The sequence below is a fragment of the Amycolatopsis sp. WQ 127309 genome (assembly GCF_023023025.1).
GTDB lineage: Bacteria > Actinomycetota > Actinomycetes > Mycobacteriales > Pseudonocardiaceae > Amycolatopsis.
This window is the reverse complement of the sequence record NZ_CP095481.1, coordinates 2,533,069-2,549,829: the sequence shown is the minus strand read 5'-3', so window position 1 is coordinate 2,549,829 and position 16,761 is coordinate 2,533,069. Positions and strand designations below refer to the sequence as shown.

At 66.6% G+C, this 16,761-nt stretch carries 16 protein-coding genes; 9 read left to right on the top strand and 7 right to left on the bottom strand.

The annotated features are described in order from the left end of the window. Positions 1-136: 136 nt before the first annotated feature. Positions 137-286, bottom strand: coding sequence for a hypothetical protein (locus tag MUY22_RS11655; RefSeq protein ID WP_247059489.1), 150 nt, complete (start codon positions 284-286; stop codon positions 137-139). A 270-nt stretch (positions 287-556) separates the two neighbouring features. Further along, on the bottom strand, positions 557-1,747 hold the full coding sequence (locus tag MUY22_RS11650; protein WP_247059488.1) for an ATP-binding protein: 1,191 nt from the start codon (positions 1,745-1,747) through the stop codon (positions 557-559). Positions 1,748-2,032: 285 nt separating this feature from the next. Here MUY22_RS11650 and MUY22_RS11645 point away from each other — a divergent pair, with 285 nt between their 5' ends. Beyond that, the gene (locus MUY22_RS11645; RefSeq protein WP_247059487.1) at positions 2,033-2,533 is read left to right on the top strand and encodes a hypothetical protein; all 501 of its coding nucleotides are present in this window, start codon (positions 2,033-2,035) and stop codon (positions 2,531-2,533) included. A 59-nt stretch (positions 2,534-2,592) separates the two neighbouring features. Here MUY22_RS11645 and MUY22_RS11640 read toward each other — a convergent pair whose 3' ends face one another. Then, complete coding sequence (locus tag MUY22_RS11640; protein WP_247059486.1) at positions 2,593-3,327, bottom strand: MerR family transcriptional regulator; 735 nt, start codon at positions 3,325-3,327, stop codon at positions 2,593-2,595. Positions 3,328-3,504: 177 nt separating this feature from the next. Between MUY22_RS11640 and MUY22_RS11635 the strand changes: the two genes are divergently transcribed. After that, positions 3,505-4,044 (top strand): DoxX family membrane protein, encoded by a 540-nt coding sequence (locus tag MUY22_RS11635; protein WP_247059484.1) that lies wholly within the window; start codon positions 3,505-3,507, stop codon positions 4,042-4,044. 48 nt (positions 4,045-4,092) lie between these two features. Here the strand turns inward: MUY22_RS11635 and MUY22_RS11630 are convergent, their stop codons facing one another. After that, the gene (locus tag MUY22_RS11630; RefSeq protein WP_247059483.1) at positions 4,093-5,382 is read right to left on the bottom strand and encodes an acetyl-CoA C-acetyltransferase; all 1,290 of its coding nucleotides are present in this window, start codon (positions 5,380-5,382) and stop codon (positions 4,093-4,095) included. A gap of 93 nt (positions 5,383-5,475) precedes the next feature. On the opposite strand from MUY22_RS11630, the gene MUY22_RS11625 reads away from it, so the two are divergent. Together MUY22_RS11625 and MUY22_RS11620 are read left to right on the top strand one after the other, a co-directional pair. Continuing rightward, positions 5,476-6,810, top strand: a complete 1,335-nt coding sequence (locus tag MUY22_RS11625) for a 3-oxoacyl-ACP reductase (protein WP_247059482.1) — start codon at positions 5,476-5,478, stop codon at positions 6,808-6,810. Position 6,811: 1 nt separating this feature from the next. Beyond that, positions 6,812-7,654, top strand: a complete 843-nt coding sequence (locus tag MUY22_RS11620; RefSeq protein WP_247059481.1) for a MaoC/PaaZ C-terminal domain-containing protein — start codon at positions 6,812-6,814, stop codon at positions 7,652-7,654. On the opposite strand, the gene MUY22_RS11615 is transcribed toward MUY22_RS11620, so the two are convergent. Next, a complete protein-coding gene (locus tag MUY22_RS11615) occupies positions 7,646-8,302 on the bottom strand; it encodes a TetR/AcrR family transcriptional regulator (RefSeq protein ID WP_247059480.1) in 657 nt (218 codons plus the stop codon). The two genes, MUY22_RS11620 and MUY22_RS11615, sit on opposite strands and share 9 nt — an antisense overlap. A gap of 127 nt (positions 8,303-8,429) precedes the next feature. Between MUY22_RS11615 and MUY22_RS11610 the strand changes: the two genes are divergently transcribed. After that, positions 8,430-9,092 carry an SCP2 sterol-binding domain-containing protein gene (locus tag MUY22_RS11610; RefSeq protein WP_247059479.1) on the top strand — a complete coding sequence of 221 codons (663 nt, stop codon included), beginning with the start codon at positions 8,430-8,432 and terminating at the stop codon, positions 9,090-9,092. Positions 9,093-9,185: 93 nt separating this feature from the next. Then, complete coding sequence (locus MUY22_RS11605; RefSeq protein ID WP_247063818.1) at positions 9,186-9,737, top strand: SCP2 sterol-binding domain-containing protein; 552 nt, start codon at positions 9,186-9,188, stop codon at positions 9,735-9,737. A 47-nt stretch (positions 9,738-9,784) separates the two neighbouring features. On the opposite strand, the gene MUY22_RS11600 is transcribed toward MUY22_RS11605, so the two are convergent. Then, a complete protein-coding gene (locus MUY22_RS11600) occupies positions 9,785-9,973 on the bottom strand; it encodes a hypothetical protein (protein WP_247059478.1) in 189 nt (62 codons plus the stop codon). A gap of 1,509 nt (positions 9,974-11,482) precedes the next feature. Between MUY22_RS11600 and MUY22_RS11595 the strand changes: the two genes are divergently transcribed. The 3 genes from MUY22_RS11595 to MUY22_RS11585 all read left to right on the top strand — a co-directional run bounded on the left by MUY22_RS11595 (position 11,483) and on the right by MUY22_RS11585 (position 15,424). After that, on the top strand, positions 11,483-12,121 hold the full coding sequence (locus MUY22_RS11595; protein WP_247059476.1) for a hypothetical protein: 639 nt from the start codon (positions 11,483-11,485) through the stop codon (positions 12,119-12,121). 69 nt (positions 12,122-12,190) lie between these two features. Further along, positions 12,191-13,597, top strand: coding sequence for a transcriptional regulator (locus MUY22_RS11590; RefSeq protein ID WP_247059474.1), 1,407 nt, complete (start codon positions 12,191-12,193; stop codon positions 13,595-13,597). Further along, a complete protein-coding gene (locus MUY22_RS11585) occupies positions 13,598-15,424 on the top strand; it encodes a DEAD/DEAH box helicase (protein WP_247059473.1) in 1,827 nt (608 codons plus the stop codon). On the opposite strand, the gene MUY22_RS11580 is transcribed toward MUY22_RS11585, so the two are convergent. Beyond that, positions 15,417-16,724 (bottom strand): DNA cytosine methyltransferase, encoded by a 1,308-nt coding sequence (locus tag MUY22_RS11580; RefSeq protein WP_247059472.1) that lies wholly within the window; start codon positions 16,722-16,724, stop codon positions 15,417-15,419. The two genes, MUY22_RS11585 and MUY22_RS11580, sit on opposite strands and share 8 nt — an antisense overlap. Positions 16,725-16,761 lie beyond the last annotated feature (37 nt).

Sequence of the window (16,761 nt, the reverse complement as noted above, 5' to 3'; positions counted from 1 at the left end):
CCGTGATGCTGCCAGGTCGGGGGTCCGCCAGCATCACGGGGTCGTAGGGGGTATCGACGCGGATTTGCGCGGCGTTACACCTTCACCAGTTTGTGGGCTAGGTCACTCGAATGGGCGACCGCCACTGGTGAGTTTGTCAGCGCATGTAGCCCGAGCGGGCCTGCGCGATCGCGATGAGTTCCTGACGAACCGTCGCGGTGGCAGCGGTGTCGATCGCCCGGTCCAGCGCCCGGCGAGTGCGAACCTCGGCGCGACGGGCTCGGAGCTTGGCGGCGATGTTGTTCATCGGTTTCTGCATCCCCTTCGGAGGGTCTCGGTGGCTTGTAGCTCTAGTATGCACCTTTTTTCACAAGGAGGCCAACGAATGTCCGGTGATGTGGCGCACTCGCCGATGAATCATCGGCAAATTTGGGAAAGAGCCGAAGAGATCATGGTGTCGGCGGTCACGACGGGGCAACCCCTCTGTCGTTGTCTACGACTGTCTAGCGATTTACTGATAATCGGCTAGCGACGCTCATAGAGCGCGATACGGCCAGGTCGGGAGCGTCAGGCGCGGTCAGTCGCGGCTGAGCAGGTAGTGCCCGAAGTGCGGGACGGTGAAAGCGATCTGTCCCCGCTCGGCGGAGAACACGAGGCCCTTCTTCATCAGGCTGTCGCGCGCCGGCGACAGCGACGACGGCTTCCGCCCCAGGAAGACGGCGACGTCGGCGGTGCCGGCGGCCTCGTCGCGGCCCTGGGTCAGCTCGGCCATCGCGAGCAGGTACTCGCGCTCGGCCGGCGTCGCGCGCTCGTAGCGCGAGCCGAAGAATCCGACGGCCAGCTCGGACTCCGCTTCCGGCGCGGCGACCTGGACGTCCTTGAGCGTGATCGGGTCGGCCGGGGCCGCGTCCCAGGCCGCCTTGCCGTAGGCCTGGATGAAGTACGGGTAGCCGCCGGACGCGTCGAAGAGCGCGTCGAGCGCCTCCGGCTCGATGCTGGCGTCCTCACGCTCGATCGGCGCCATCACGGCGAAGTCGGCGTCCGCGCGGTCGAGCCGGTCGATGCGCGCGTAGCGGAAGAGCCGCTCGGAGTACGACTTGGACGCCGAGAGCACCGCGGGCACGTGCGGCAGCCCGGCGCCGACGACGACGAGCGGCGCCCCGGACTGCGAGAGCTCGTGACAGGCGGCGCAGAGCGCGGAGACGTCGTCGGGCTGCAGGTCCTGGATCTCGTCGATGAGCAGCGCGACGCCGGTGCCGACGTCCGCGGCCAGCTCGGCGACGTCGGTGAACAGCTCCACGAGGTCGATCTCGATGTCCCCGGAGTCGGCCCGCCCCTGCGCGGCGGGCACGTCGATGCCCGGCTGCCACCGGTCACGCAGCTTCGCGTCGGCCTTGTTGGCCCGCAGCGCGAACGCCTTGAGCACCCCGAGCACCTCTTCGACCCGATCCGGCGCCCGATGCCGCACGGCGAGATCCCGGATGGCCCGGTGCAGCGCGGCGGAGAGCGGCCGCCGCAGTTCGGCGTCCGGCCGCGCCTCGATCTTCCCGGCCCCCCACTTGTGCCGCACGGCCATCGCCCGCAACTCACCGAGCAGGACGGTCTTCCCGACCCCACGCAGCCCCGTCAGTACAAGACTGCGTTCAGGCCGCCCCCGCGCCACTCGCTCCAGCACCACTTCGAAGGCCTTGAGCTCACGCTCACGCCCGGCCAGCTCGGGAGGCCGTTGCCCGGCGCCCGGCGCGAAGGGGTTGCGGATGGGGTCCACTCTGCCAAGCTATCGACGTATCTAGCGCCAGGACGATATTCGGCCATAGACGGCTAGCGCGTGTCGCCGGAGTTCGACCGGATGGCCGAACGATCACCAGCCGGACCTCGCCTCGCCCCACAGGCGTCCCCCACCCATCCCTGGGGGGCAGCCCCGTGTCCAGCGTATCGCCGCCCACCGACGAATCTGCTCCGTCGCCGCGAATCCGCCCCAGTTGTCCACAATCGCCACGGCCTGTGGACAACCACGACCGGAAGCCGCGAGGCAAGACCGCGATGTGGCACCGTGGGCGGCGTGACCGAATTGGACGTGGGCGCGGTGGTGGCCGGCACCGTGTCGATCATTCCGAAGCCCGGCGCCATCGGGTTGTTCGTGGACCTGGGCGGTACGCCGCAAGGATTCGTCGACGTCTTGAGCCTGCCGAGGCAAGCGACGGACTGGCCGCCCGTCGGCACGAAGACCACCTTCGAAGTCCTCACCCGCCGCCCGAAACAGATCCGCTTGTGGCCGCTCGACCCGCGATTCCGATCAGGGCCGTTCGACAACGGTGTCTCCGAAGACGAGTGGCAGGCGCGGAAAGCGCGCTACCCGGTCGGCGCGAGCCTGGCCGCGGAGGTGAGCGAGGCCTACATCTCGGACGGTTCTTACGTAGTCCGGTACGAAGGCGGCTGGTCCTCGATGGAAGGACAAGGCGAGCCACCCGAAGTAGGCACTCGCGCCGAATACGAGGTGGTCAGCCACCTCGACACGACCCGGCGCACACTCCTGCGCCCAGCGGGTACATAGAGACGAACAGGTCTGCAGCCCTGCTCGTCTCTACCCCCAGCGCGCACTACGACGCAGCGCTAGTCGCTCAGGTTCCGCTCCGCGTAGATCTTCATCGCGTCGCGGACGAATTCCGCCGTCGCGCCTTCGAACCCGTAGCGCGGGTCGTCCACGTACAGCTGCCCCAGGCCCGCGAAGTAGCCCGCGGACACCGACGAAACCGCCGGCCGGAGCCACGCGTGCAGCCGGCCCGTGATCTCTTGCACCTCGGCCGAGTCCGGGGAAAGCCCGGCCGCGCGGGCCGCGCCGAACGCCGTGGAGACGTCCACCTGCTCCTGCTGGTGGGCCTTCTTCTCCTCGGCCGACAGGGAACTCCACCACCGGTCCCCCGTCGCGTACGCCGAAGCGCCCCAGCGCCGGGTGACCTCTTCCTGGTACTGCGTGTGGTCGAAGCCGTCGAACACTTCTTCTGCCATCAGTCGTTCACCTCCCTTCAGTTTCCGCAGCGTCGTGCGGACCGACGCGATCTGCCGCCCGATCCGCCGCTGCTCCTGTTCGAGCAGGTCCAGGTGGGTCTCAAGCGCGGCCACGCGGTCGCGTTGCCCGTCGAGGACCTCGGCGATGGCCGGGAGCCCGAGGCCGAGATCGCGCAGCAGCAGGATCCGCTGCAGCCGGACGAGCGCGTGCTCGTCGTAGTAGCGGTAGCCGTTGCCGCCGATCCGGCTGGGCTCGAGCAGGCCGACCGCGCCGTAGTGGCGCAGCGTCCGGCTCGTGGTCCCGGCCGAGCGGGCGATGTCCTGTATCGACCACTCCATGACATCGACGATAGAAGTTGACGCAGCGTCAAGGTCAAGCGCTAACACTTTCTAGTGTTCTCTAGGAATGACACGATATTTGCCCAGACATCGCTAGGAGGGTTCGGCGCCGGGCCGAGCGGGCATTCCAGCTGTAGGTTTGACCAGGAAGAAGCCCGGACCAGGAAGGCAACGACCGTGATACTCCGCCGTGTGGCTCGTCCACTGATCGCCGCGACATTCGTGTACGGCGGGATCAACGTGCTCCGGAACACGCAGTCGCACGCGAAGACCGCCGAGCCGTTCCTCACGGACGCCTTCGACAAGCTCGAAGGCGTCATTCCCGAGCAGGTGCCGCGCGACCCGGCCACGCTCGTCCGCATCGACGCCGCCGTGAAGATCGGCGCGGGCCTCGCGTTCGCGACGGGCAAGGCGCCGCGGCTGACGTCCGCGCTGCTGCTCGGCAGCCTGGTCCCGACGACGCTGGCGGCGCACAGCTTCTGGACGCTCCAGGACCCGGCCGAGAAGAAGAAGCAGCAGATCCAGTTCCTGAAGAACGCCGGCCTGGCCGGTGGGCTGATGCTGGCCGTCGCCGACACCGCGGGCAAGCCGTCGGTCGGCTGGCGCGCGCGTCGCGCGGCGAAGGACGCCGGTCACGGCGTCGAGAAGCTGGGCCGCAAGGCCGAGAAGCGCGCCAAGAAGCTGGCGAAGAAGGCCGAGAAGGCCCTCCCCAACTGACAAACGCGAAAGGGGCCGTCCCACCCGGGACGGCCCCTTTCGCGTGCCTTACTTCTCCAGGATCGCGGTGACGCCCTGGCCGCCCGCCGCGCAGATGGAGATCAGGCCGCGGCCGGACCCCTTCTCGTGCAGCAGCTTCGCCAGCGTCGCGACGATCCGGCCGCCGGTCGCGGCGAACGGGTGCCCGGCCGCCAGCGACGAGCCGTTGACGTTCAGCTTCGCCCGGTCGATCGAGCCCAGCGGCTCGTCCAGCTCCAGCTTCTCCTTGGCGAACGCCGGGTCCTCCCACGCCTTGAGCGTGGCCAGCACCTGTGACGCGAACGCCTCGTGGATCTCGTAGTAGTCGAAGTCCTGCAGCGAAAGCCCGGCGCGCGCGAGCATCCGCGGTACGGCGTACGCGGGCGCCATCAGCAAGCCCTCCTCGCCGTGCACGTAGTCGACGGCCGCGGTCTGCGAGAACGTCAGGTACGCCTGCACCGGCAGCTTGTGCGCCTTCGCCCACTCCTCGGTGGCCAGCAGCACGGTCGACGCGCCGTCGGTCAGCGGCGTCGAGTTGCCCGCGGTCATCGTGCCGCCCGGACCGCCGAACGCCGGCTTGAGCTTGGCGAGCTTCTCCGCGGTCGAGTCCGCGCGCAGGTTCTGATCGCGCGCCAGCTTGAGGAACGGCGTCACGAGGTCGTCGAAGAACCCGCGGTCGTAGGCGGCGGCGAGGTGCTGGTGGCTGGCGGCGGCCAGCTCGTCCTGCGCCTCGCGGGTGACCTCCCAGATCTTCGCGGTCAGCGCCGCGTGCTCGCCCATCGACAGCCCGGTGCGCGGCTCGGAGTTGCGCGGGATCGCCGGGACGATGTGCCCGGGGCGGATCTTCGCGACGAGCTTCAGCCGGTCGCCGAGCGTCTTCGCGGCGTTGAGCTGGATGAGGATCTGGCGCAGGTCCTCGTTCACGGCCAGGGGCGCGTCGCTGGTGGTGTCGACGCCGCCGGCGATGGCCGAGTCGATCTCGCCGAGCGCGATCTTGTTCGCGACGTTGACGATGGCCTGCAGGCCGGTGCCGCACGCCATCTGCACGTCGGACGCGGGTGTCGCGGGCGAGAGCTTGCTGCCGAGCACGCTTTCGCGGGCCAGGTTGAAGTCCTTCGAGTGCTTGAGCACGGCGCCGGCCGCGACCTCGCCGATCACCTCGTCCTGCAGGGAGAAGCGGCTGACCAGGCCGTCGAGCGCGGCGGTGAACATGTCCTGGTTCGACGCCTTCGCGTACGGGCCGTTCGATCGCGCGAAGGGGATCCGGTTGCCGCCGATGATCGCGACCTTGCGGACGGCTGGTGCTTTCTTGGGCGGCATGAACGTCACCTCTCTGGTCGGCTCTCTCACACTGTAACCTACTCGCAAGTAGGTTAGACTGCGACGTGACGCAGACTGCACGGGAGGCAACCGATGGCTGACAGGTACCAGCAGTTCACGAAAACCCCGTTGGGGAAGTTCGTGGTGCCGAAGCTCGGCCTGCCCAGCCCCGCCACCCTGCGCCGGTACCAGCCCGGGCAACCCGCCCTCGAGGGTCCCGCACTTCTGGGCGCCGCGCCCGGCGGACGCCTGGAGAAGAAGGTCCGCGACCAGCTTGCGGACGCGGGCATCGACGTCGTCACCACTTCGGGTGACAGGCACGCGGCGCTCGTCTTCGACGCCACCGGCGTCACCGAGCCCGGCCGCCTGCGCGAGGTCTACGACTTCTTCCACCCGGTGATCCGCAGCGTCGGCCCGTCCGGCCGCGTCGTCATCCTGGGCACCCCGCCGGAGCAGGTCGAGGGCCGCGAGCGCATCGCGCAGCGCGCTCTCGAGGGCTTCGTGCGCTCCGTGGGTAAGGAGCTGAAGCGCGGCGCGACCGCTCAGCTCGTGTACGTCGCCGAAGGCGCCGAAGACGCGACGGAGTCGACGCTGCGCTTCCTGCTGTCCGCGAAGTCGGCCTTCGTCGACGCCCAGGTCATCCGGATCGGCGCCGAAGGCAAGACGGCGACCGCGCCGGCCAGCTGGGAGAAGCCCCTCACCGGCAAGGTCGCGTTGGTCACCGGCGCGTCCCGCGGCATCGGCGCGGCGATCGCCGACGTCCTGGCCCGCGACGGCGCGCACGTCGTCGCCCTCGACATCCCGGCCCAGGGTGCCGACCTGTCGAAGGTCGCCAACAAGATCGGCGGCTCGGCGCTGCAGCTCGACATCACGTCGCCGAGCGCGCCCGCGAAGCTCGCGGAGTACCTGAAGGAGCGTCACGGCGGCGTCGACGTCGTCGTGCACAACGCGGGCATCACGCGCGACAAGACGCTGGGCAACATGAGCGAAAGCGCGTGGGACTCGGTGATCGCCGTCAACCTCGCGTCGCAGCTCGCGGTGAACGACAAGCTGCTCGCCGATCGCGTGCTGAACGAGAACGGCCGCGTCATCGGCGTCTCGTCGATCGCGGGCATCGCCGGCAACGTCGGCCAGACGAACTACGCGACGTCGAAGGCGGGCGTCATCGGCATGGTGAACGTCGGCGCGCCGCAGCTCGCGGAGTACGGCGGCACGATCAACGCCGTGGCGCCGGGCTTCATCGAGACGAAGATGACGGCGGCGGTCCCGCTGTTCATCCGCGAGGCCGGCCGCCGGCTGTCGAGCCTCGGCCAGGGCGGCCTGCCGGTGGACGTCGCCGAGACGATCGCCTGGTACGCGAACCCGGCGTCGGCCGCGGTGAACGGCAACGTGGTCCGCGTCTGCGGCCAGGCCCTGCTGGGGGCCTGACGTGGCGATCCGCGAACTCGACAGCACGCCGAGCCTGGCGACGCTGTACCCGAAGGCGCTGCTCGGCGGCGTCCTGCGCAAGCCGGCCGGCTCGTCGCTGCCGGACACGGAACTGGTGCGCACCGGCGTCGTCGTCGATCCGGCGCACCTCGCCGCGTACAACACGGTGTGCGGCTTCCGGCTGAGCGACGAGCTGCCCGCGACGTACCCGCACATGCTGGCGTTCCCGCTGCAGATGGCGCTGATGACCGAGCAGGGCTTCCCGTTCCCGCTGCTGGGCATGGTCCACGTCGCGAACCGCATCACCCAGCACCGCGCACTGCGGCTGGGCGAACCGCTGACGGTGCGCGTCCGCGCGGAGAACCTGCGCCCGCACGAGAAGGGGCGTCAGTTCGACGTCATCAGCGAAGCCCAGGTCGGCGACGAGACGGTGTGGACGGACGTCAGCACCTACCTGCGCCGCAGCGGCTCTTCTGGCGCTACCCCTCGCCGCGACCAGCTCGTGCCCCCGACCCCGGACGCGATCTGGCGAGTCCCGGGCGACATCGGAAGGCGCTACGCGGAGGTCTCGGGCGACCGCAATCCGATCCACCTGCACCCGCTGACGGCGCGCCTGTTCGGCTTCCCGAAGGCGATCGCCCACGGCATGTGGACGAAGGCCCACGCGCTCGCGGCGTTCGAAGGCCGTCTGCCGGAGGCGTTCACGGTGGACGTCCGCTTCAAACAGCCGGTGCTGCTGCCGGCCAAGGCGGGCTTCACGTCGTGGGCCACGCCGGAGGGCTGGGCGTTCGAGCTGTGGAGCAAGTCGAAACCCCACCTGGACGGCACGATCACCTCACTCTGACGGCTTCCAGACCTCGCCCTCGATGAGGTCGTTGAAGCCGAGCCAGACGAGGTTCATCAGCCAAGACGCCAGGACGCCGTCCGAGATGTCGGGGTGGTCGAGGGCCCAGTCGGCCAGCGACTCGGCCGCCCCGACCAGGGCCGCAGACAGGCCTTCGCCGGAGAACTCGGCCTGCTCGCCGACGCCCTTGCGGGTGCCGGCGGACACGACGAGCGCCGCGACCAGCTGGATCGCGCGGGCCCGCATGTCGGTGACCTCCGCGGCGAACGCGCCGCCGACCGTCAGGGCCTGGCGGTGCAGCACCGTCCACGACTCGCGGTACTCCGCGACGAACCGGTAGAACGACCGCAGGCCGTGCCACAGCTGCATGTCCGGCGGCAGATCGGGCTTCACGCCGGCCTGGATGGCCTCAAGCAGCCGCGTCGCCTCGCGGCGGATGCACGCGCCGAACAGGTCCTCCTTCGAGCCGAGGTAGGTGTAGATCATCGGCTTCGAGACGCCGGCGACGTCGGAGATCTCGTCCATCGACGCCGCGTGGTACCCGTGGCGCGAGAAGACCTGGACGGCGGCGTCCAGGATCTGGCGCTCGCGCACCGCACGGGGCAGCCGCCGAGCCCGTTCGGGCGGACGCTGATCATCCTCTGACACGCTGGACCTCCCTGTTGCTGACCGGAGACGGTACCGGGCGTTGACCCGGTGGGGTGATTTCGGCACGCTTGCCCGCCTACCTACTGACGGGTAGCCTTACGCTCGGGTAACTGGAGAGGGAGTGACCATGGCCGACAATGCCGGGATGACCAGCGCCGATCAGATCGTCGGCCTCCGCGGGGCGGCGTTGCTCGACACCCTGGAACGGCTCGACCCGCTCAGCCCCGAGGCGCACGCCCTCGACGTCAACACCCTCGCCGACGCGGTCAACCCCCGCGATCTCGGCAAGGACGACTTCCGCCGGCTCCTGAACGCCCTGCTGCGCCTGGCCGAGCGCGCCCCCGCGTTCGACCTGAGCAAGGTCGACCCGGCGCGCTTCGCGTCGCTGGTCGCCGCCGCATCGCGCGCCCAGCTCGAAAGCGTCGTCGCCGAGCGGCCGTTGCGCGAGCGCGTACTGGACGAGATCTTCGCCCGAATGGGCGCCCACATCCGCCCCGACCGCGCCCGCGACCTGCACGCGGTCGTCCACTGGCGCATGGCGGGCGGAACCGGCGACGGCGGCTACGACCGCTACGAGACGGTCATCTCCCACGGTTCGTGCACGGTCAGCCGCGAGATGCGCTCCGATCCTCGGGTGACGATCACGATCGCCCCCGTGGACTTCTTCCGGCTCATCACCCACCAGGCGACACCCGCAGTGTTGTTCGTCACGGGAAAAATCAAAGTCAAAGGTGACCTCGCCTTTGCCGCCGGCCTGATCGGTTTCTTCGACCTCCCGAAACCCGTATAGTTCGTCGCCGTGCCCCGAAATGCGGACGACCGCCCGTGGCGATCCCGCCTGCGCACTTCCCGCCGCCCGGCCCGCATCCGGGCGAGCCACGCGATCAACGGCTTCGCCGAGAAGCTGGTGATCGGCAACCTGACGGCCGGCCAGTTCATCCAGGTCCTGGAAACCCTGCACATGCTGGGAAACGCGGGCGCGGGCATCGAGCTGAGTTCACTGTCGACAGACGTCCTGGTCGACGTCGTCCGCCGAGCATCCCGCGACCAGCTGAAGGCCATCGCCGACCACCCGGAACTACGCTCGGTCTTCCTGGACGAGATATTCCGCAGAATGTCGGAACACTTTCTCCCATCCCGCGCTCGTCACGTGGACTTCGTGGTTTCCTGGCGCTTTTCCGACGGCCAAGGCGAGGACGGCTACGACCGCTTCCAGACGGTGATCGAGGACGGAGTGTGCGTTTCCAGCACAGACCTGTCCCGCAGTCCGGACACCACGATCACCCTCTCGGTGGACGACTTCATCCGCATGGCCACGGGCAACGCAGCGGTAGCAGCGATGTTCGTGACGGGCCGAGTGAAGGTGAAGGGCGAGTACGCCCCGGCGGTGAGGTTCTCAAGCTACTTCGACATCCCGAAGCCAGGCGGTGCATAGGGGCTCGTCAACGCGCCGGCGAACCCCTATGCACCGCCGTTCGTGATTTAGCTGTCGTTGGACGTCGCGATGTCGATCATCCACTCAACGACGGCCTTGCCCAGCGCGTAGATCGCGCCGCGCGCGAAGGTGGACGGCCAGCTGGGCTCTCCGCCGGCGCGAGCCGGCTCACTGGGGCGCGAGCCGGCGGTCGCACGGGGACGCGAACTGCTGGCCGAGCGCTTAGACTTGCTCATGGAGCTCCTGACTTGTTTGCCCAGGTGAGGGGTTCTGAAGGGGAAGGCCCGCCGGTGATCGCTTCCAGGCAGACCGGCTGGCTTTCCCCGACTACATTGATTGACCCAGATGTCTCGTCGAGACATCTGGCGCGGGGGCGTGCACGCGACCGAGCGGTGACGTTATGTGTTCGATGAGAAGTTCTCACATGCTGTCCCCTTGCTGTCGCTTCACGCGTTGTCACCGCATGTGACCGTCACTGCATGCAACTGTCGCTGCGTGCAAAACGTGTCGCCCGTCACAAAGTTGTTCTGGGATCGTGGCTCGGGCTTGTGGCTTGGGCTTCTAGTGCTCGGACGCCTGCGTGTCCCGGCTTGATGTGGCGACGATGCCGTTACGGGCGCGACGCCGGTAGCGGTGATTGTAAGTAGTATGACCTGCAGTTCGATAGCGTTGGTAGAGGTTTCGCTTCTTTCTCTTCGTTGTCGGCAGGTGATGGCAATCCCCGTTGCGCCGGTCGACTTGGGGGCAATCCCTGTTGCGCCGGTCTCTTTTTGTTGATCTTCGCGGCTTGATCCAGCATGCATCAAGCCGTCGGGCACGGTCGCCGGAACTTGGCCATGCTCAGCTGATACTTGACGAGTTCGCGCAGCTTGAGAAGCTCGGGCAAGGCGCAGGGGGCCTGAGTGCGGCCGCCCTCCTGTGCGAGTGAGTGCAGCTTCCTCAAGGTTTCAACGTCGGGAACCCTGTGTGCATTCGCGAAGCGCGACAGCAACGCGGGGGAAACCCACAGCTGTCCCGCTCGAGCGGCCTGCGTCGGCTGCTTCATGCAACCGCACAGTTTCACGATGAGATCCGCGAGCTCGCGCTGCTCGGGGGTTGAATTTAATGGGTAGTTTCCCCCAGTTTTGCCTAACCTCATCTGCTTCCTCTCGAATTTGGGCGCGCTTAACAGAGGTGGTGGTCCCGGCTCCTGTTGCGGGCAGGGTGCCATGGGAGATGTGTCCGCTTGGCGAGTCGGCGTTGGTGGATCGGTCTGTTGTAGATCAGCGTGTTTCGGCGTGCGGACAGTCCAGCTTCGACCTCTCCTACCTGCAGGATGTTGTGGGCCCTGCTCGGATGGGTGACAACCCGTACGGGTTGAAGCCTAGCCTACTTCGCGCGCTTCAGGGCGCGAAGCGCCTCTGATGTCACGAAGTTCTCAAGAGGGCCGGAGTCGGCATCACTGACGAGGGCTGAACTGCTTCCCCGGCGAGGGCGTGACTGTCCGGACCTGTTTGCTGAGGTCAAGGGCGGTCACTGTTGAAGTGCTCGCTGCCGCGCCTCGCTGTCGAAATGATCTTGAGTCGAAAGGTGAGTCTTCGAGTGTTTACAAAATTTGTAAACACTCGAAGAGGTGGCTCTCCCGTGCTACAAAGGAAGAGCGCCGGAGTCTTCCGGTCCGCGAGTCTCCGATATGTGACTGGAACGTGAACAGAAAGTGATGGTGGATGATGCTGCCTTCGTGGAAAGACCCTAACCTGGGGACGATGAAGCGTGTTGCCTTATGGCTGCTGGCCGAGGTTGGCGAAGGGAACGAGTTCACCAAAGAGCAGATGCGTTCAGTCTTTCCCGGTGTTTCGCAAATCGATCGCCGCATGCGTGACCTGCGCAGCTTTGGCTGGCGGATCGACACGAACCGGGAAGACCCGACCCTCACGGCTGCACAGCAGCGTTTCGTGAGCAGCGGTCAGCCGGTGTGGGAGAAGGGAATGGCTTCGAGGGTCGCTTCCGCGTCGGCTATCGGAGCAGTGCAAAGGCGGGAGATCATCTCCAATGACGGCAACATGTGCCGTTCGTGCGGGATCACCCCCGGCCAGTTCTATGCCGGCACCTTCGAAGGTGCCCAGCTCGACATCGCCCGGCGGAATGTCATCGTGTCTGGTGAGCAGACTGAGATGCAGCTGGTGACAGAGTGCAACAGGTGCCGGGTTGGAGCGAAGAACCTCGTTGCTGACGTTCCTGCAGTAGTGGATCGCGTTAACGCGCTGTCACCGGACGAACGAGAGCTCCTCGCCGGCTGGATCGCCGCCGACGAGCGAGTCTTCAGTCCTGCTGAGCGAGCGTGGGCCGAGTACCGCGCCCTGCCGGAGGACGCTCGCGCTGTGGTGCGCACTTCTCTGGGCTGACCAGGGGGTGTGACACGGGTCCGGTTATGGTTTGTAGCTGCCGCGGCACGTAGGTCGTACAGGAGAAGCATGATCAAGGATTATGGTCGGCCGCCCCGGTCTGACGAGAACCAGTCCCTTATCGAGCGTCGCCTCAAGGAAGTCACCGAGACCGGCGGCCCGCGTGAGACGCAGACTGTCGACTGGCGGGGCGGCCAAGCCCACCTGGATGTCATCCAGCTGCCCGCCGGCGACCTCTACTACAACCCGGCGACCCATCGCATTCGCGCACAGCGAAGTCATGATCCGCAGCTCGACCAGCTGGTCGACGAGGATCCCTGGAGCAGTGAGAGCCAGGACTACCTCGGGTATCTCCTGCAGGCGCTGCCGGCAGATCCCAGCAGGACCGATCCGACCTTCACTGAGCTGCTGGAAAGCCTTCGCGAGTACGATCAGACCGAACCAGGCCTGATCACGCGAGACGGCGTGCTGGTGAACGGCAACACGCGCCGGGCCGCAATGCTGAAGATGGGCGGGCCACAGCAACCCATCAGGGTTGCTGTGCTGCCGGAGTCCTGTGACTGGGAGGACATCCGGGACGTCGAGCTGTCCCTTCAGCTCAGGAAAGAGCACCGCCGCGACTACTCCTACATCAACCGGCTGCTGGCCATCGACGAGCTGGTTAACCAGGGCCTGCCGATCGGGAAGATCGCCGCGATCTTCCGGAGCACCGTGCCGGCCTGCAAGCAGGACCAGTGGGTCTTCGCCTGCATCAAGTCGATGATCGAACGCAGCGAGGTGAACGGGCACCGCATTCCGCTCGTGGCGTTCGAAGATCACCAGGAGAAACTGAAGGAACTGCACAGGCGCTACCAGAAGGACCTGTCAGCGAACGGTGAGCGTGCGGAGCTGACCAAGGAGTCGCGGCTCGCGGCGATCATGCTCGGCTTCTCGAAGACCGATGTCCGTTTCATCGAGTCGGACTTCCAGTCGCGTTACCTGGACAAAGCTCTGCCCGTGGAACTCAGGCCCGAGCCGGCGCCGGCGACGGTGGCCATTCCAGGTTTGGGTGTCTCGGTGAAGGGCGCATCGGACGAGGTGGCAGCCGCCCGTGAACTGACGAACACCGTGCTCAAGGCGCGCACAGTCGAGATCACGCACACCAGCGGATACGCGGGTGAGCCGGTCGAGGAAGCTGCGGAGCTCAAGGAAGCGATGGACCAGGCCATCGAGCGGGCCGGACGCCAGATACAGCTCCGAAAGCGCAAGCAGGCTGCGCCGGACCGGCTGAATTCCGCAACGGCGGAGATTGATCAATGCATCACGGAGCTGGTTATGTCGCGCGCGTCCCGGGCACTCGACGAGGAAGCGTTCAATGATGCGCTTCTGAGCTTCCGCCGAAGCCTGCGCGGCCTCGCTGTCGAGACGTCCCGGACGGTCGAGGAGCAGAACGAAGGGGTTGCGTGGCTGCGCCAGATCCTCGAACTGGAGTCCTGAGTGGAAGAAACCGGTTCTAGCCTGGTCATCGGGTTCGACCTGACCCGGACACAGGCGAAGCTGCAGACCGTAGGCCAGTTCCGGGAGAACCTCGCTGGCCTTCTTGCTGCTTTCCCAAACGGCCAGATGACAGAGCGTCTTGTTGCGCTGATCCCGATCGACGAGTTCATCGGAAGTGTCGAGGCGCTGGCCGAGTGGCCAGCGCCGGAGTCGGTCGTCTGGGAGGATTCGTTCCGGAATCTGGTCATGGAGATGATCAGTGACGCGGAACGGTCGGAACGTCTCCTCGACGGTGAGGAAGACGACCTCGTCGTCCGCGAAGACGAGGTCGTCGACCAGCTCGAGCCAGGCTGGTCTGGCGACCTCACGCCGTTCCAGCGGCGAGACGTGGCAAAGCTCGTTTCGCTCGGCCATGGTGCGAACTTCAGCGTTCCCGGCGCGGGTAAGACCCGCGTGGCTCTGGCGGCGTTTTCTGCTTTTCGCCGGCGCCGCCGCGTACGGCGTCTGCTCGTCGTCTGCCCGAAATCGGCGTACGAGGCGTGGCAGGAAGAGGGCGAGAAGTGCTTCGCCGACACGCTCGATGTCCAGGTCTACGACGGCAGGTCGTCGTTGTCCGCGGACGTGCTGCTGGTGAACTACGAGCGCCTGGATCGATCGCAAGGGATCATCACCGGCTGGCTGCAGGAGGCGCCGACGATGATGATCCTGGACGAAGCGCACCGCATGAAGCTCGGGAGCGCCGGCGTATACGGAGCCGCGTGCATGGCCTTGGGCCCACTCAGCATGATCAGGATGATCCTTACCGGTACGCCCGCCCCGAACGGTCCCCGAGATCTCGAAAGCTTGATGGCTTTCGTGTGGCCTGGCCGCGGGAGGCGCGTGGTCACCAACGCGATCGACGGCGGCAATCTGATCCATGCCAGCCGTGTGCTCAAACCTCTGTACACCAGGACCACCAAGAAAGAACTCGGTCTGCCGCCGGTGTCGTTGAGCATGCGCATGGTCGACCTCCCTCCGCTGCACCGGGAGATCTACGACGCCATCGTCGGGCGGTTCTCTGCCAGGGCTGAGCGGAGCAGGTCCGGTTTTGATGCGCTCGGCCGGACTGTGCTGAGGTTGATCATGGCTGCGACGAGCCCGGCGCTCCTGGCCGAGGGGGCTTCCAAGTACGAACCGCTGTCACTTCAGGTTCCGCCGCTGGAGGTCCCGCCCAACGATCCGCTGCACCTGCTGCTCGGATCACTTTCCGAGTACGAGATGCCGCCGAAGTATCAAGAGGTGCTGGCAATCGTGAAGGAAAACGCCGAGCGGAAGCGGAAAACACTGGTGTGGGCCAGCTTTATCCGCTCCATCAGCACCCTCGAAGTTCTTCTAGCCGACTTCCAACCGGCTGTCGTGCACGGAGGCACCGTCGATCGTGAGGAACAGATCGAAGCTTTCCGCAACGACCCAGACTGTGCGGTGCTCATTTCCAACCCAGCAACTCTGGGTGAAGGCATCAGCCTGCACCAGGTCTGCCACGACGCTGTCTACGTCGACCGCGACTTCCAGGCCGGCCGGTTCCTGCAGAGCTTGGATCGTATCCACCGGCTAGGTTTGGCGCCTGACACGGAAACCCGGATAACCGTTCTGGCGACGCGCGGAACCGTCGACGAGATCGTGGCGATGAGGCTCGGGGAGAAGCTCGAGTTCATGGGCAAGCTTCTCGACGACGCTGCTGTCCAGCAGCTCGGCGACCCGTTCGAGGAGCCGTCCGTTGTCGCGGGCATGGACTCTGCGGACGTCAATGCGCTGCTCACCCACGTCCGGAAGCCGGACGCTAGCTGATCTTGGCCCGGTTCTGGCTGAACTTCTCGTGACGGTCGTGGTCTTCCTGCCCGATGAACGCCTTGAATTCACCTAGCCGGTAGGTCAAGGTCGAGTCGGATGCCCGCTCGTAGGGAACGTGGAAGTCACGGCGCAGCTGAGCAATACGTTCCTCCAGCTCGGCGACCCCGTTGCGAAGCTTGGCCCGCTTGATGATCACCTCGGCGGGGACGTATCCCCCCAGCTCCTGCAGAACCTTGTACACGGGGTCGTGGCTCGAAGTCTCGCGCGAAACGGTCTTGCCCTCGTGTTTGAGAGCCTTCATGATCGCCGTTCCCACGGCTTCGGCGACCGGAGGAGGGAAGGCATTGCCGATCTGCCGGTAGCGAGTCGTCTTCCGCCCGGTGAACGTCCACTCGTATCCGGGAAGCCAGCCCTGGATGCGGGCTACCATTTCGTTCGTCAGCTTCGGGCCAGGAGCTTGGTTTTTTTCGGTCCTGAACCGGGCGTCTGATGCCGGCGGGGCGTCGGCGAGGCCCATCGCATCGACGCTGAGCTCGGCCCAGGCACGCTTGGCTCTGGTCGGACCCAGATCGGCGCCGCCATGTTTTTTGGAACCACCGACGATGGTGGGGCCGATCTTGTCAGCGTCCTTTATCCACTGTTCGAGCCCTTCCCAGCCGTCCGCGCCCATGAGGTCAGCGATGGCGGCGCTGACAGTGAGCTGCTCGGCGACCGGCTCTGGCCACTTGAAGTACTTGGCGTCCTCTTCCTGCATGGCGACGAGGACGAACCGGGGGCGCAGCTGGGGGACTCCGTAGTCGCACGCGTTGAGCAGCCGCCACTCGGCGACGTACTTGAACTCGGCGAGGCGATCCAGGACGTACTGCCGGTAACCCGAGAAGCGGGGCAAGCTGAGCCCGCGTACGTTTTCGAGCATCAGGGCGCGCGGCCGGACCTTGTCGACCTGCTCGACGGCCCAGGCAAAGAGGTCACGTTCGTCGCTCGCGCCCAGCTGCTTTCCGGCGATCGTGAACGGGGGACAGGGAACTCCGCCGGCCAGCAATGCGACCTCGTGGTGCTCTTCGGGGTCGAAGACAGCGGGGTCGGCGACGTCGCCCTGCTGGACGATGTCGCGCTTTTCCTCGTTGATCTCGATTTGCCCCCGGATGTTCGTCCGCAGGGTCTGGAAGGCGTTGGCGTCGAGCTCGACGGCCAGGCGGTGCTTGAACCCCGCTCGGTCGAGGCCCAGGGCCTGGCCACCTGCGCCTGCACACAGCTCGACGACTTCGAAGGAGCTGTCGTCGGATGCGCGGGTCATCGGAGTCCTTCCGGGGGTGGCGTAGCGATGTGGCGCC